16 protein-coding genes are annotated in these 16,338 nt (G+C 43.9%); 5 read left to right on the top strand and 11 right to left on the bottom strand.

The annotated features are described in order from the left end of the window. Positions 1-110: 110 nt before the first annotated feature. The 8 genes from hemW to gpr form a co-directional block, all read right to left on the bottom strand. Entirely contained in the window at positions 111-1,262 is a 1,152-nt protein-coding gene (hemW, locus tag GC098_RS13710; protein WP_171643708.1) for a radical SAM family heme chaperone HemW, read from the bottom strand. A gap of 166 nt (positions 1,263-1,428) precedes the next feature. Next, the gene (gene lepA, locus GC098_RS13705) at positions 1,429-3,243 is read right to left on the bottom strand and encodes a translation elongation factor 4 (protein WP_171643707.1); all 1,815 of its coding nucleotides are present in this window, start codon (positions 3,241-3,243) and stop codon (positions 1,429-1,431) included. A gap of 74 nt (positions 3,244-3,317) precedes the next feature. Then, positions 3,318-3,716 carry a DUF3679 domain-containing protein gene (locus GC098_RS13700; RefSeq protein WP_171643706.1) on the bottom strand — a complete coding sequence of 133 codons (399 nt, stop codon included), beginning with the start codon at positions 3,714-3,716 and terminating at the stop codon, positions 3,318-3,320. A 122-nt stretch (positions 3,717-3,838) separates the two neighbouring features. Further along, a complete protein-coding gene (gene spoIIP / locus GC098_RS13695) occupies positions 3,839-5,074 on the bottom strand; it encodes a stage II sporulation protein P (protein WP_171643705.1) in 1,236 nt (411 codons plus the stop codon). Between the two features lie 566 nt (positions 5,075-5,640). Next, positions 5,641-5,796, bottom strand: coding sequence for a hypothetical protein (locus tag GC098_RS13690; RefSeq protein ID WP_171643704.1), 156 nt, complete (start codon positions 5,794-5,796; stop codon positions 5,641-5,643). Beyond that, positions 5,780-6,757, bottom strand: coding sequence for a TIR domain-containing protein (locus GC098_RS13685; protein WP_171643703.1), 978 nt, complete (start codon positions 6,755-6,757; stop codon positions 5,780-5,782). The genes GC098_RS13690 and GC098_RS13685 overlap by 17 nt, the downstream gene beginning before the upstream one ends. Beyond that, positions 6,754-7,227 (bottom strand): nucleotide-binding protein, encoded by a 474-nt coding sequence (locus GC098_RS13680; protein ID WP_052228179.1) that lies wholly within the window; start codon positions 7,225-7,227, stop codon positions 6,754-6,756. Before GC098_RS13680 ends, GC098_RS13685 begins: the two co-directional genes overlap by 4 nt. 135 nt (positions 7,228-7,362) lie before the next feature. After that, on the bottom strand, positions 7,363-8,361 hold the full coding sequence (gene gpr / locus GC098_RS13675; protein ID WP_171643702.1) for a GPR endopeptidase: 999 nt from the start codon (positions 8,359-8,361) through the stop codon (positions 7,363-7,365). A 289-nt stretch (positions 8,362-8,650) separates the two neighbouring features. Here gpr and rpsT point away from each other — a divergent pair, with 289 nt between their 5' ends. Next, on the top strand, positions 8,651-8,902 hold the full coding sequence (gene rpsT, locus GC098_RS13670) for a 30S ribosomal protein S20 (protein WP_028557986.1): 252 nt from the start codon (positions 8,651-8,653) through the stop codon (positions 8,900-8,902). Between the two features lie 75 nt (positions 8,903-8,977). Here rpsT and holA read toward each other — a convergent pair whose 3' ends face one another. From holA to GC098_RS13655, 3 genes are all read right to left on the bottom strand, one after another. After that, positions 8,978-9,997: a DNA polymerase III subunit delta gene (gene holA, locus GC098_RS13665; protein WP_171643701.1), complete on the bottom strand. Its 1,020-nt coding sequence runs from the start codon at positions 9,995-9,997 to the stop codon at positions 8,978-8,980. 212 nt (positions 9,998-10,209) lie between these two features. Then, positions 10,210-11,421, bottom strand: coding sequence for a zf-HC2 domain-containing protein (locus GC098_RS13660; protein ID WP_171643700.1), 1,212 nt, complete (start codon positions 11,419-11,421; stop codon positions 10,210-10,212). Beyond that, positions 11,418-11,966 (bottom strand): RNA polymerase sigma factor, encoded by a 549-nt coding sequence (locus GC098_RS13655; RefSeq protein ID WP_056838612.1) that lies wholly within the window; start codon positions 11,964-11,966, stop codon positions 11,418-11,420. The genes GC098_RS13660 and GC098_RS13655 overlap by 4 nt, the downstream gene beginning before the upstream one ends. Before the next feature lie 346 nt (positions 11,967-12,312). On the opposite strand from GC098_RS13655, the gene GC098_RS13650 reads away from it, so the two are divergent. From GC098_RS13650 to GC098_RS13635, 4 genes are read left to right on the top strand one after another with little or no spacing between them, the layout of a single operon-like run. After that, on the top strand, positions 12,313-13,869 hold the full coding sequence (locus GC098_RS13650; RefSeq protein ID WP_171643699.1) for a spore germination protein: 1,557 nt from the start codon (positions 12,313-12,315) through the stop codon (positions 13,867-13,869). Beyond that, positions 13,866-14,975 carry a GerAB/ArcD/ProY family transporter gene (locus GC098_RS13645; RefSeq protein ID WP_171643698.1) on the top strand — a complete coding sequence of 370 codons (1,110 nt, stop codon included), beginning with the start codon at positions 13,866-13,868 and terminating at the stop codon, positions 14,973-14,975. Before GC098_RS13650 ends, GC098_RS13645 begins: the two co-directional genes overlap by 4 nt. After that, a complete protein-coding gene (locus GC098_RS13640) occupies positions 14,965-16,143 on the top strand; it encodes a Ger(x)C family spore germination protein (RefSeq protein WP_171643697.1) in 1,179 nt (392 codons plus the stop codon). The genes GC098_RS13645 and GC098_RS13640 overlap by 11 nt, the downstream gene beginning before the upstream one ends. A 7-nt stretch (positions 16,144-16,150) precedes the next feature. Next, the gene (locus GC098_RS13635; RefSeq protein ID WP_171643696.1) at positions 16,151-16,336 is read left to right on the top strand and encodes a hypothetical protein; all 186 of its coding nucleotides are present in this window, start codon (positions 16,151-16,153) and stop codon (positions 16,334-16,336) included. The last annotated feature ends 2 nt before the right edge of the window (positions 16,337-16,338 follow it).

Here is a 16,338-nt window from a genome sequence, read left to right as displayed (position 1 = left end):
ACTACGGCTTTGCCGCTGATTCGCTTGTGGATTCATGTATAAATATACAATAAACCGTATATTTGCACAAGAGTTTTTTGCATTCAAACAGGTCTCTCTATGTTACTCGCCTAGGCAAGGAACGAAGCAAAGACTTCGTTGCCAAGCAAGATGCCATGTTTGGACAATCGATACCCATCAGGCGTTTGTTCAAGCAGCTGTTTTCGCAGCCAGCCATTCAAGGTTTCCCCGAATTGTGATTCGATGGTGATTCCGAATTGTTCGATGAAATCCGCATTCCGTATACCTTCCAGCAATCGCAAACCAACCATCATGAAGTCTTCCATAGCTTCCTGCCGAGTTACCTCAAATTGTTCCATGATCGGTAAGCCTACCTTTGCAGCATCAATATAGGGTTGAATTCCCTTCACGTTCACATGACGCTGGCCATTCATATACCCATGAGCCCCTGCTCCGAGTCCATAATAGGAGCGATTGCGCCAGTACATGGAGTTGTGTCTGCTCTCTCGACCTGGTTTAGCGAAGTTGCTGATTTCATATTGCTTATAACCCGCTGCCTCTAACCTCTTCATGATGAGTTCGTACATATCGACTTCCTCATCTTCACTTGGAAGAGGCAGTTGATTCTTATTGAACAATGTGTGAAACAATGTATTCTCTTCTACTTTTAGACTATAGATGGAGTAATGCTGCAGATCCAGAGATAAAGCCTCATCCAATGTAGCCTGCATGATGTCCACGGTTTGTTTGGGAAGTCCGAACATCAAGTCAATGGAGAGGTTATCGAATCCTAGCTTTTTGGCATTCGCGATGCTTCGATGCACGTCATCTGTATTATGAATGCGTCCAATCGCGGCAAGCAAATCATTATTGAAAGATTGCACTCCGAAACTGATCCGATTGACGCCGCCTTCTTTCATAACTGCCAGCTTATCTTCGTCCGTCGTTCCTGGGTTAGCTTCCATGGAAAACTCAACTTCTGCGCTATCTGCTGGGAAATACGTATGAACCATGCGCAGAAACCGCTCCATTTGATCAGGAAGCAGTACAGTAGGTGTTCCCCCGCCAACGAAAATCGTTTCCACCTTGATCGGTGGATTATTTCTAACTGTAAGTTCCATTTCGCGCTCGAGCGCATCCAGATACTCCATAACGGGCTGGCCTTTAAGGACATAAGAGTTGAAATCGCAATAATGGCATTTGTTTGTGCAAAAAGGGATATGAATATACACAGCGGTTGGGGCCGTATAGGTTACTAACATAGGGGTATTTCCTTTCAATCTAGGATAAACAACTCCGCTGGCCTCAGGGACGGGCGGTTTGTCAAGGTTGATGCAAAGCAAAGTATAAAACTTATACTTAGTATCAATTAAGAAAAAGCCAAGGGGCAGAGTTACTCTGCCACCCCAGCTTCTCATTCATTTCAATCTATTCGTCGATTTTAAGAACAGCCATGAACGCTTCTTGCGGCACTTCTACGCTGCCAACTTGCTTCATGCGTTTCTTACCTTCTTTTTGCTTATCAAGGAGCTTACGTTTCCTTGAGATGTCACCGCCGTAACATTTGGCGAGTACGTTTTTACGCATCGCTTTAACCGTCTCACGGGCTACGATCTTTTGTCCAATCGCCGCTTGAATCGGCACTTCGAACATTTGCCGCGGAATCAGTTCCTTCAGTTTATCACAAATGATTTTGCCGCGATGATACGCGGTATCACGGTGAACGATGAAGGAGAGTGCATCCACTTGCTCGGCATTCAAAAGAATGTCCATTTTCACGAGATTCGATTTCTTGTAGCCAGACACTTCATAGTCAAATGAAGCATAGCCCTTTGTTCTTGACTTCAGCATATCGAAGAAATCATATACGATCTCGGATAACGGAATTTCGTACGTTAATGTCACACGATTGGTATCCAGGTATTCCATGTTCATATATTCACCGCGTTTGCCTTGGCAAAGCTCCATAATTGTTCCTACATAATCATTTGGAACAATAACCGATGCTTTGACATACGGCTCTTCGACGAAGTCAATTCGCTGTGGATCTGGATAGTTCGATGGGTTATCGATTTCCATCACATCGCCATTCGTTAATGTGATGCGATAAATAACGCTTGGCGCCGTCGTAATTAACGGAATATTGAACTCACGTTCAATCCGCTCCTGAATAATTTCCATATGCAGCAGACCCAAGAATCCACAGCGGAAGCCAAAACCTAAAGCTGTAGATGTTTCCGGTTCAAAACGTAGAGAAGCATCATTCAGCTCCAGCTTCTGCAAAGCTTCACGCAGATCGTTGTAATCGGTTGTTTCGATCGGATACAGTCCGCAGAACACCATCGGGTTGATCCGGCGATAACCTGGCAGCGCTTCAGGCGCTGGGCGATCCGCTTCGGTAACCGTGTCCCCGACTCGTGTATCCCCTACATTTTTGATACCAGCTACAACGAATCCAACATCTCCGACCTCAAGGGAAGGAACGGATGACATTCTCGGCTTGAAAGCCCCGACTTCAATGACTTCAAACACCTTGTTCGTCGCCATCATTTTGATTTTCGAGCCCGCCTTGATCGAACCATCAACGACACGCACATATACGATAACGCCTTTGTAGCTATCGTAATGGGAATCGAAGATCAATGCTTTCAGCGGATTGTCCGGATTCCCCTGCGGAGCCGGCACTTTCTCACAAATTTGCTCGATGATCTCTTTAATCCCAATACCGGCTTTCGCGGAAGCATGAACAGCCTCACTGGCATCGAGTCCGATAACGTCCTCGATTTCCTGCTTCACTTTGTCAGGATCAGCACTAGGTAGATCGATTTTATTGATAACAGGTAAAATTTCTAAATTATTTTCCAATGCCAGGTACACGTTGGCAAGCGTTTGTGCTTCGATACCTTGTGCAGCGTCTACAACCAGCAGCGCACCTTCACAAGCGGCAAGGCTTCGGGAAACCTCGTATGTAAAATCTACATGTCCCGGTGTATCAATTAAATTAAGAATATAATCGACGCCATTGTCAGCACGATAAGCCAATCTAACCGCCTGAAGTTTAATCGTAATTCCGCGTTCCCGCTCCAAATCCATCTGGTCCAGAACTTGCTCCTGCATCTCACGCGATGATAACGCGCCCGTATATTCTAGTATGCGGTCGGCAAGTGTTGACTTGCCATGATCGATATGAGCGATAATTGAAAAGTTGCGAATTCTTTGTTGTCTTTCTCGAATGTCCGTCATGCTAAAGACTAACCCCCACTACATGCAAATAATTTTCATTATAGCAGTTGTGGGAAGTTGCAGCAATGTACCCCTCAACCTTTCCCTAAGACGGCATCAAACAAGGACACGAATAACTTAATTCCGTGATGCGAAGCAATCTGCAGAAAGTCCCCTAATTTATTACCGACATGATTCAATGAATTATCGTGATCAGCAACCGGTTCCGCATTTTTTTCAGCTTGTGGCTTCACGGCGGTAGTGTTAGATTTCGCTGCTGCGTCTCCTTTGGGAGATGGCGTTGGTGACGTCTTAACAGTGGTTACTTGCCCTGGTAGCGTTTTGACAGCGGGCTCCTGTGCAGCTTTAGAGGACGGCTGAGGTCCTTGTATGCGATCCATACCGCTCGACGCCAAGCTGACTCCGAATAAAATACAGAACAACAGCAAGAGTCCAAACAAGCCTACTTTCACATAAAAATGTCTCAGCCTCATTTTGAGATCCTCCTTAAAGTTTTCGTAAGAAAACTGGCTTCGTAAGCATTAACTAAGTTTTGCTTTAGCAAAAAACTAGCTTCGAAAGCATATCCTTAGAGTTTTCGTTGGCAAACTAGCTTCTACGACTGCTTAGGGGTAATAACCGGTGCGTCAACTTTCTTCGCGTTCAAAATCACCTCTGAAATAGCTTCTGCCAACCAATCTGTTGTTCGATAGCACTCTTCGAGGGAATTGTACGGGCCGCCGACTTCAATCAATATATTATTAGGGGAAAAGTTTTGATTATATAATCCGTTGCCTTCACTGGCTTCTTTCGCGTGAATCCCTTTGGATATACCAGGATGTTTGGCCTCTAACACTTGATGAATCTTGTTCGCGAATTCCTCATTCTTTTTCCAATTTGGATTTTTACCACCAATGATGAAGTACACCTGGGCATAATCTTTGCCATCAAAGGTTGCGGTCGTTTTATTTCGTGCAGCGGAATCTCGATGAATATCGAAATAATATTGCAAATCCGGATGTGACACAGAAGCTTCCTGCAACGTTTTCAATGAATATTTGTAAGAATACGGATATTCAAAATTTTTGACTGTACTTGGATAGACTGTCTTGGAATGTACGGCTCCGATGCCGTCCTTCTCCAAATTTTGAGCTAATCTTTGACCTACAGAAATGATATTCACCTTATCGCTATAAGCCTTGTCAGGATCTGTAACACCTCTTAACTCCGGCAAAAATGACTCATTGCTATGCGTTTGATAAATGAAAGCTATATTATCCCCTGCGGTTCTTGGCGGTTGTCCTGTCGTTGGGTTTGTTATCGGGGCGGCGCCACCCACAGGAGAAGGTTCTGGTGATGGAGATGGCTGAGGATTCTTCGCATCTGCCTCTAAATCAAGGGAGCTTGGGGGGCCGTAATCAATAGGATCACTGGGATTTGACGCACTCCCTCTTACCAATACCGTCGTCTTATTGGCATCCATCCCTGGCACTTCACTGGCGACAAGACTTTTAGGGTCGTTCGGATTGATATCCGTCAAGAACTGGAAGGCAAAATGAAACACATTGTGCTGAGAAAATGTAAATTTCTTCTGATCTTTATGTAGATGAGGCACTTCCATGCCCAGCATATCGATGAAAAATTGATTCGTGACAGAAGCAGCTAAGCTCTTCATAGATGAAACAGGCGAAGTCGTCATGACTCTATTCTGCAAGAAGCCACCTACGCCAATAAGAACAAATAGAGCTAAGGTGCCGAAGCTGAGTATAATAAATGTTTTTCCGACGGAACTTGCGCTCTGAAACGTTTTCCGAACATGGCTGAGATTCAATGTAGCTGATGTCCATTTCATAGTTTGATTCCTCCTAATCTATCTTACTTTAATCTATGAAACGAGCTCCTTCGATAGAACCCAAAACACTAGAATTTTTCTGATAGAGGGAAAAAGAAACGCAAATAAACCTGAGACGCTGCTCAGGTTCTTCTGTTGATACATACACGGGAACTACGGTTACAGCTTGTTTTCTTCAAAATCAACTGTCGCCTCATGAAAGGGAACGTAGATACCTTATTTGGGGCTAAATTGGTCTTTTTCATATCTAGGCGGAACGACAATCTCTTTTTTCTCCTTCGACCGCAGTAAATCAGCCAAAATGGCAAAATAACGCTTCTAGGTTCCTCTACTTACCTAAAAGTGCAGCTATTTGATAAATAGCGTATCGTAGTTCCCCTTGGATCGACTTCTTGCGCCTGAACTCTTGAGTAATTACAATTCCCCCATGTCTCGGGTCCGAAAAAGCTGTTACTTGTATAACTACTTAGTAGTCAGTAGTAATCGCGGGTAAAGCTAAATAGTTATATTACGCCTATACGCAAAAAAGAACCCCTTACGAGGTTCTTAGGTTTATCTTATTAATGCTACGCGAGAGATTCGAAATCAAATGACCCTTTGGCCACAATCGTTACCCCGCTCGTTTTATTCAGAACAGTGGGTCCGTTATATAATTTGAGCAACGTCTTGTCACTCGGTTTATGTTTATTGTCTGTGGTTGGTCGGTTACGAACTTTCTTCATGTGCTTCAGCATAAATAATCCTTCCTTTCACAATGGATTTGAGTGAAGACACGAGCTTCGCATTTCTTTCCGATAACTCCATCATGACTTGATGATGATTGCGCGCGGGAATATCCGTCCTTGTCTTGAAATGTATGGATGAAACAATGGTCGGATGCAGCTTAATGCAGTAAATGTATTCAAACTCGCCATCTTCTTTATCCTTGGCTTGCCCCAGGTAGATGTTCGTATCCTTGCCCCGGTAACATTCGGCTAGATAACTAGTAGGGTCATTGACGTTGAAACTGTGGTTGTTGCTGACTTGACCAGCACGGCCAAACTGCTGCAAGGTGACACCATCTTCGAGAAGCTCAAAGAGCGTTGCCGCTGTCACTTCTTGAAGCTCAATTATACCACAATTTGTATCAAATGTCTTATGGAATTTATCCAATACGCGGTCATAATCCACACTGGACACACTAAGCGAATCCAAGGCGTCGAACAAAAAACTGCGTATAGCATCGTTCTTCTTCATATCGGATAGCTTGAACCGATTCTTATGCACACCGATACTATGTTTAATCGGGTAGAGGTGAGGACCTGCTAGCTCCGCAATTCCCGAAATGGCCTGCTGATCATCGATTCGCAGTGGGTTGTAACCCTCCAGATACTCAGGCAGTTCACAACTCCTAGACATCACTATGAACGTGCGGCTATGGCCCAATTCTCCGATACAAAGCCCTATCAATACCAGTATATTCCCGTAAACCAAGGGATCATGCCAATCCGCATGCGTGATAATCAGAAGGGCAAAGTCCGTCTCTTCGATATGCTTTTTTAGCATTTTCAATTTATGATTGGACGCCGTAAGCACACCCTGATTAATTACCGTAACCTCGGATGAAGACGACAACTGCGCTTGATAGAATTCAGCCCATAGCGAACTTGCTGGGGAGCAGCCTATAAATATCTTTGGTTTCATTTCTCTCTCAGCCCTAACTCTTTGAGCATTTGCTTCACGACGAAAGTTGCCGGTCCTAAGCCTGCCATTAACCCAGAGGAATGATTCGCATCATAGGTAAGTGGCGTTAGGCCGATTAAATCGGAGGCTATATGTAATTTTTCTTTTTCCGGAATAAGAAAGTAAGTTCTCTCTAGACCTATTTGTCCAATAAATAGACCGAGTTCCAAAATAACATTGTCACGTACGGTGCTAACCAATGAATCTCTCAAAAGTGTCAAATCATTAGGTTGGAAGACAAAGATAGCAAAATCACTAGACTTCGCCTGCTTAATAAGTGGAGCCAAGGTTGTATGTGAAGGAGGGAATAGCAATTGACTCCAAACTGTTACATCAAATGAAAAATGCAGATTTGACTGCAAAGCCTCTGCTACTTCAACACTTTCAGCAGATGACCCTATGAATAGCTTCGCTTTATGTGCGCTGCTCATCAGAACCACGTCCTCATTTAAGTTGATCGTCCCTTATTTCGACGCCCCCCTCCTTATTCCTTCCAAATTACGTAAAAATGGACAAAAAGAAAGAACTGTATCCACCCATCTAGGGGATCCAGTTCTTAAAATCATTTAGTGCGTATAGGCCGCTACATTATCAACACTTACGGCATCGTGTAAGGCAGCATTTAAGCCGCTAGCAATAATATTGGCGATGTCTTCAATAAACTGGTCGATCTCCTTCGGCGTGACAAGCAGATCGTGTCCTACGGGGTTTAGAACCTCTTTTACAAGCATTAGACGCTCTTCCTCCTGCATACCGTCCAGCAAGCCTAGGATCTGCCCTGTATTTCGCGTCTGCTCGCTAAAATGTTTTTGCATCAGGTCGAAGGCATTATTGACGATGGTAGACGCATATACAACGGTTGGGACTCCAATGGCAACCACGGGAATGCCAAGGTTTTCTTTGGTCAACCCTTTACGTTTATTTCCGATGCCTGAACCGGGATGAATGCCTGTATCTGCGATTTGAATAGTCGTATTGACCCGATCTAGGGATCTGGAAGCCAGCGCATCAATAGCAATAATGAAATCAGGTTTGGACTTATCGACAATCCCCTGAACGATGTCACTGCTCTCAATCCCCGTTGTTCCGAGCACTCCTGGCGCAACCGCGCTAACTGCCCGATACCCTGGACTAACGTCCTCTGGAACTAGTTCAAAGTAATGACGTGTGACCATCACGTTATCCACAACTAGAGGGCCGAGAGCATCGGGTGTTACATTAGAGTTGCCTAGACCGATAATAAGCGCTTTTGCATTCTTAGGGATGCCGATTTCACGCAAAAACTGTTCAAACTCTTGGGCCAATTTCGTGGCGACGCGGTCTTGTAATTGGCTGTCTTTCTCCCGAAGAGCTGGCACTTCTATGGTTATATAATGTCCGAGAAGCTTACCAAGCGCTTTGGAGCCCTCTTCGTTCAGAACGTTGATCTTGGTAACTCGTATCCCGTTTTCACGTGTCGACTCCTGTTCAATGCCAGGTATCGGTTGCCCCTGATTGGCTGCATGAGCCATATCCCTTGCATCTACCGCAAGATCCGTATGTGTTGTAAAAGAGCCTAAGTCCATTGAAGTTCCCCTTTCTCAAAATATAAGAATTTATATGTTTCACATTATAAGCTTTGCATATTTCTGGGTAAACGCGCCTGTCCTTGGCGGACAGCTTAGCCGTTACCCTTGGGTGCATTGCATCCTTTATTGTGCTACGATTTACAACCGCTTATACAAAAACAAAGACCACTGAAAACCTATTGACAGGTCTTGCATTTTCAATAGTTGCATGGTAGAATACTTAAAGTTGTCAGCAAACAAACAAATGTAACGTTGAACCGTGTTTTGTAAGTAGGAGGTGAATTTCATGCCAAACATTAAATCCGCTATTAAACGAGTAAAAGTTAGCGAAAAGCGCCGTCTTCGTAACGCTTCCCAAAAGTCCGCTCTGCGTACTGCGGTGAAAGCTTTCGAAACAGCTGTAAGCCCAGAAGCTCTAATTAACGCTTCCAAGAAATTAGATAAAGCAGCTTCTAAAGGTTTAATCCATAAAAATGCCGCTAACCGCAAGAAGTCCCGTCTGGCTAAAAAGCTGAACGCTCTTACGGCTCAAGCGTAATAAAACGGACATAAAGCAAAAGTCCAGTTCTCTTCACAGAGAGCTGGACTTTTTACTTTTTGAAAAGCCGCCCTCCTAGGCAGCAAGCCTAAGAAGGAACAACTCCAAACCTAACACTTTATCGATTTTCCCCGTTTTCATTTGGAAATCGAGGTCCGCAAGCTGCGACATAATCCTACTCAGCTTCTCAATATCGTATTTGCGCGCCTGCCCTTCAGCCACTTTCACGGCAAAGGGGTGCAAACCGATCTGTGAAGCCATTTGCTGTTGGGAATAGCCTTGTTTACTTAGCTCCTTCACCTGCAGCATGATGCGGAACTGTCTGGCGATGAGCGCCGCGATTTTGATCGGCTCCTCACGCTGCTTCAGCAGCTCCTCGAGAATAACGAAGGCACGTTCCAGCCTTACATTTACAATGTCCTCTATAAGAATGAAGACGTTCTGTTCTGTACTGCGAGCCACCAATTGATCGATGACATCAACCGATGCTTCCGCACCGACTCCTACATATAAAGAAATCTTCTCAATTTCTGCGGATAAGGATTGCAAATTCCCGCCAGTGTATAAGATCAGTTGATCGGCGGCTTCCCCCGTGAACGTAAACCCCAGCTGCTGAGCTTGTTTGGCGACCCATTGCTGCAATTCTTCTGGGCTCAATGATAGGAAGGGAACCGCCGCCTCAAGGTCCTTGAGAGCTTTCACTATCTTCTTACGCTCGTCCAATTTATCTGCATCTACCGTAAACACCACGACGGTATGTTCCGCTGGAGATTTCAAATAATCCGTCAAACGATCCAAGTGATGTTCAATCTTCGAACTTTCCTTCGCCCCTGTGAAGAACAGCGCATTCTTCGCGATGACCAACTTCTTCGGAACCATAAAGGGAAGGGTCTCCGCATCCTCCAGCACCGCAGAGAGACTAATCTCACTCAAATCAAATTTACTCACTGCAAACTCTTTGTGCTCGGGCTCAATGAGCAAATCCGTTAATACCTGAATAAATTCCCTCATCTTATATTTCTCAGGACCGTAGCACAAATAAACTGGTGCAGGGCGCCCTGCTTGTATATCTTTCAATGCTCTCTTTGCGTCCATAGCTAATGTTCACTCCTTGCTTACATTTTACCAACAACAAAGGGATTACGTCAAAGCCCGAAGACCTTGAGGTAATCCCTTTGTTTGTCTATTTAAACACCGGTTTAAGGCTCTAGAAACCTTATACCGTGTGGACACCACCAAAGTATTGCCGCTTCCTTATCCTACAGCATACGCTAGAACCGTCACATTGGTGCATTCGTATCACAAATTTACTTAGCTGCTTCCTCTTTCGCATTTAAATCAATGAGAAAAGTGTGAAGCGAGCCTTCGCTTTGAACTTGATAAAATATTTTGTCGTCATCAGACCATTCCACTAGCGTGATAAGATCACCAGACTTCCAAACTTGCTTGGACGAAAAAACAACTTCTTGGGTAGAGCTGTTTCGGATCACGACATGCTGCTCTTCAACAACAGCCTCAAGAACGCCCGTTTTTGATTTTAATGGATTCGCACTAGGTACTGTTAAAGAATATATGCCTCCGACATCACTCGTTTCTCCACCCTTCTTAGCAACAGGCGTAGGTGTTGGTTCCGTAGTTTTCAATACCTTTTGCTGTTCCGGCGGGTTATTTGGAGTTACATTGCTGTCCGGCGGATTCGTCGATACAAGGTCCGATTCCTTCTTCACATTAGTACCAGCGGATGCCGAATCTTTCAGCCGTTCAGGCTCTGAGGTAGAAGGCGCTTGGCGCAAACCATCCGTACCTTTCGTCGTCTCAGATGTACTCAGCGTTTGTGGCTTCTCCAGCTTCGCATCAGTTGTAGCTTGCGGCCCCACTAGCCCATTTCCCGTCGTTGAATCCGGCACTGCTTTCTCTTGCCCGAATGACTCAGCGGCCGGAGCATTAGGTGCCACCTGCTTCGCGCCTGCACTGTCTGCCGCTTTGTTCTTAACAGCATCTTGTGCGGCGTTTGAATCGGAGGCTGCCGTGCTTTGCATTTGTCCGGCACTCTGCTTCTCAGAAGCAGCCTTTGGCTGCAGCAAACCATCTGCTTGATCTAGTATAGGATGCTTCAGATTAAACGCGAAGAAACCAAGGATGAGACCTGCGGCAACGACACCACCAGCGAATTTCCAGGAGAACTGTGATCCTAAACGGCGTGTCCAAGGAAGTTTGGGAGGCTGCACAGAAGCTGTCTGACTAGCATTGGTGCCGAAAGCAGCCACCTTGTCGGTAATGGACGCCGCGGCATGTCTATCTATATCAGCTAGCTGCGGCATGATAGCATCGACCAAACTGTATGGAGGAATGACCTTTGGCAACTGGGTCAGTTCATCGGACAATCTTTGTAAACGTTCAAACATCTGTGCACAGTCCAAACAATGCATCAGGTGAGCATGAAGCTCAGTTTCCTCTTTTGCATCTAAATCTCCATCCAGCTGTCTTTGCATAAATTCCATCACCTCTTGACAATTCATCCCCGAACACCTCCTTTCTGATATTCTTGGAGCAGCGACTGTAATTGCTGTCTAGCTCGAAATAAGTAAGACTTCACCGTGTTTAACGGTAAGTTGAGAGATTCTGCAATTTCATGATACGAAAAGTCCTGCAAATAACGGAGAACAACAACAGATCGATGGTGTTCGGGAAGCTTTTCGATTGCTTCTCTAATATCTTTGGCTAAATAGCCAATTAACATTTCCTGTTCAACATTATGTTCTGCTGTAAAGGTCATATCATGCTCATCAATCGAAACCGTTGGTTTCGCCTTGCGAAATTTATCGATGCAGATGTTCGTTACAATCCGCTGTACCCACGTCTTGAAGAGCGCTTTTTCTTCATAGGAATTAATTTTTGTATAAATCCGAAGGAGTGCCTCCTGTGAAGCATCGAGGGCATCCTGTTCATTATTCAAAATATAATAAGCGGTTCGATAAACGTGAGACTCAATTTCTCGCAATAGGGTAATGAGAGCATCACGATCACCGGCTTGTGCAGATCTTACCAGTTCGGGTGCTACCACTGGGATCCCTCCCTCTTGCAATCTTACAGACGCAGCAACGTCTCATAAGGTTGCAACTCTTTTAGAATAAAAAAACGATTGCAATCTTGCAACTACCAGAATAACAAACTTCCTGAAATAAATACACTTGTTATTAGACGTATGCTAGACCGATTAGTTTCATCTTCGCCTCACAAACCGTTCTCCCCTCTCTCATCAATCAAATTACTCTCCATTGTAAGCTTTTTTAAAAGAAGGGATAGTACTATGTTTGGATAGTACCGCCTAAGAAATTACCATAACCGATTAATTCTAACCGAAGTGGTAAATATTACAGATGAGCTATTCGAAAGTGGAGGACTGCATCATGTTCAAACAATTATTTGGCAAAAGGAACCGAACCCCTCAGGTTCATACCCAGCCAAACACTTCAAATTCCAGTAAACCATTATCATCGTCATTGCAAGAAAATTTGACTACCATTCAGACGATCCTACACTATCCAAGCGATCTACTCATTAGACAATTTACAATCGGTACAGACCAATATCCGTGTGCTTTAGTCAGCATTGATGGTTTGGTCGACATAGCGATGATTAATGAGCAATTACTAAGCCCGATGCTCCATTCCTTTGATCATCCTGTTACCTCATCTTCGGAATTAATTAACGTATTGAAGCAGCAAATTCTAACGGCTTATGAGTTGAAAACCGTTGAACTTCTGGACGATGCTTTAATGGCAATTCTTTCTGGCGATACGCTTCTTCTATTCAACAATCTCGCACAATGCATCATCATTTCCAGCTGCGGTTGGAAAACTCGATCGATTGAAGAACCACAAACAGAATCGATCATTCGGGGACCAAGAGCAGGTTTTACAGAAGACATACGTACGAACACCGCTTTGCTTAGAAGAAGAATTAAAGAAACCAACCTTGTTTTTGACACCTATCAAATCGGGCAAAGAAGTAGACGTGAAGTGATCGTCACTTATATCGCTGACATTGTGCATCCCGACCTCGTGAAAGAAGTTACTCGCAGAATAAAGACCATAGACATAGATGATATCGAAGGGTCCGGTTACTTAGAGCAATGGATAGCAGACAGCTTCCTTAGTCCATTTCCACTCATTATGAATACAGAACGACCTGATCGAGTATCTGGAGCACTTCTCCAAGGTCGAGTTGCCATTCTTGTAGATGGAGATCCCTTTGTCCTCATATTGCCGATTACATTCGCTTCGAGTTTGCAATCACCTGAAGATTACTATCAAAATTGGCTCATCTCGACGTTGACTCGGGTACTTCGATTAATTTCAGCTTTCATTGCTACCTTTTTGCCAGCTCTTTATATTGCTTTGCTCGAATTCCATCATGGGATGATCCCTTCTAAGTTGGCTTTCTCCATCGCTGGAGCTCGGGAAGGGGTGCCATTCCCTGCAGTCGTTGAAGCCTTCGCTATGGAATTCACGCTCGAACTTCTCAGGGAAGCAGGACTCCGACTGCCCAAACCAATTGGCCAAACCATCGGGATCGTAGGCGGTTTAGTTATTGGAGAATCTGCTGTGGCTGCCGGCATGGTAAGCCCCGTTATGGTTATTGTTGTAGCCGTCACAGCTATATCTTCTTTCTCGCTGCCTTCTTATTCGTTTGCTATTTCACTGCGCGTGATGCGATTCAGCATTATGTTGGCCGCTGCTTTTCTAGGCTTATACGGGATCATCTTAGCCTACATCATGATCAATATTCACCTGGTAAATCTGAAGAGCTTTGGCGTTCCATACTCCACCCCTTTTGCGCCAATTTTATTACGGGACTGGAAAGATCTCATTTTAAGATCCCCCCTGCTATTCGTGACAAAACGGCCAAAAATGATGCAGACCAAAAATGATCAGAGAATGAGAGGAAGGAGAAACAGAGGATGAAATCTTTTGAATATGGCGATAGTGAGATCGGTTTCGTAGATATAGTTATTACGATTTCATCCATGATTATTGGCGTAGGTATACTCTTTCTGCCGAGGGCCCTAGCGAAAACAGTACAATCTTCTGATGGGTGGGTATCCATGCTGCTGGCAGGTCTTCTTGCGATCGGCTCAGCCTGGATGCTAGCCAAAATTGCGACTCATTTTAGCAAACAAGGTTATTTTGCTTATGCCTCAGCAGCCGTTACGAAGCCTATCGCCCTCATTGCCATCCTTTCTCTCACCCTTTACTTTATCCTGTATAGCGCCTATGAAGTTAGGGCTATTGCTAATATTTCCAAACAATATCTATTTGAGCGGACTCCTGTTGAAGCGATATCCTTAACCTTCTTACTGGTCGTCGTATATGCCGTTTCTGGCAGCCGAGTCGGTATTATTCGTCTAAATATTTTATTTTTGCCCATTGTTATCGTCATCTCAATTGTCGTACTCACATTTAGCATGAGTATATTTAACCTGGACGATTTAAAACCGTTTTTGATCTCAGATTGGAAAGGTTTGGCAAAGGGAATAGAAACCAGTGCATTCTCACTCTTTGGTTTTGAAGTCATCTTAATTTACATCACCCTAATGAATCACCCAAAGAAAGCCCCCAAAGCGGTTGTCTTAGGTGTAGCTATTCCAGTTGTACTATACACAGTAATCTACCTTACTTGCGTTGGTGTATTTTCACATTTCGCCCTTCAACAAATCACGTATCCCGCCATTGAGCTTGCCAAGGAAATGCAAATTCCAGGCGCATTCTTTGAGCGGTTTGAATCTATATTTTTTACAATTTGGATTATGGCTGTCTTCACTACGACCATTATGGCCTTTGACTGTTCCATCTATCTGCTAATGTCTGTCTTTAATAAAACAAAGAAAAAAACATGGGTGTTCATATTAAATCCGTTCATTTATATACTTTGCATGTTTCCACGAAACTTAGCTGATTTCGATGAAATAAGCAGTATCATTAGTTATATCGGATTAATTGTCGCCATTATGTTTCCTATCCTCATACACGTTGCTGCCAAAATTCGAGGAGTGAATAGTGATGCTTCTTAAAAAAAGGAGCTGCTGGGCCAGTCTAATCTGCATCCTCTTCCTTTTAACAGGCTGCTGGGATCGTATAGAAATTGACCAGCGGGGGTTTGTAGTCGGTGTTGCGATCGATTACAGCAATACTCAGAAACACAAATTCAAAGGAACCTATCAGATTGTCGTACCTAGTGGGCTGAAACAAAGCAGTCAAGGAAAAAGTGGATCTGGCAGTTCCAATAAAGCCTACTTTAATTTATCCACAACCGAAAACTCCATGCCTGCCATTAGCTCGAAATTGGCAGTCAGGACGAGTCGCTCCCCTTATTTTGAACATCTAAAAATCATTATCATTTCCAGCGAATTAGCCAAAGACGATAAAATTTTCGCCGACTTGTTGGACTTCTTCTTACGAAATAGTGAAATGCGAAGAGGCGTTCAAATATTAATTGCCAATGGAAAAGCCTCGGATATATTAGATATTCCTACTTTTAATGAACCAACACCTATCGATTATATTACATCTATTGCCAGAAACGACCGAAAATCCAATTACATGTTACCCGAATCACGAATAGGTGACGTCCATGAATATTTGGTCAAGCATGAAAGCTTCGCCATTCAAACCGTTAAATTGGAAGAAAAAGGGGTTGCGATGACCGGATCCGCGATATTCGATGGTCATACCAAGGAAATGGTCGGATTCTTGACAGGTGATGAAACACAAGGGTTGAACTTCGTCACTGAGCAAGTGAAAGGCGGTATCATCGAAGGTAAGATTAAGGATCACACTTTTGCCTTCCGAGCGGAAAGAACAAAAAGTAAAATTACAATGCAACAGCTTAATCCAACAAAGTTCAGGTTCAACATTAAACTCGCAACTGAAGGGGTTATTGATAAATCGATTTCTGATTATGATACCTCTAAATCAGAAACAATTAAAAATTTGGAGAAAAGCCTAGAAGATGCAGTCCAAATCAATACCCTCAAAGCAATTAAAAAACTCCAACAAACTTATAAAAAGGATGCATTGGGGCTGGGTGCTTATCTATTTCAGAATCATTATAAATTATGGAAACCAATCGCAAATGATTGGGATCAGGGATTAAATATATTCACACAATCAGAGATTAACGTGCAGACAGAAGTCATTATAAGGCGAATCGGAAATATAATCAAAACGACAAAGGAGTAATGCAAGTATGTGGTTTTCTCTCATTGGAAGGTTCCCTACAGGGATGATACTGATCTGTACCATTCTCTCATTCGTCATTCCCTTCGGTGTTCATTGGATATATAAAGAGCTGCATACGTATGGTGATCCACCATGGAAACAGGACCCCGCCGTGGAAGAACACAAAGATCCACATTCGAACAACTCTGGATAGAG

It is taken from the genome of Paenibacillus phytorum, assembly GCF_013141715.1.
Classification (GTDB): Bacteria; Bacillota; Bacilli; order Paenibacillales; family NBRC-103111; genus Paenibacillus_E; species Paenibacillus_E phytorum.
Note: the sequence above shows the minus strand (reverse complement) of the source record. Positions and strands in the feature narration are given on the sequence as shown.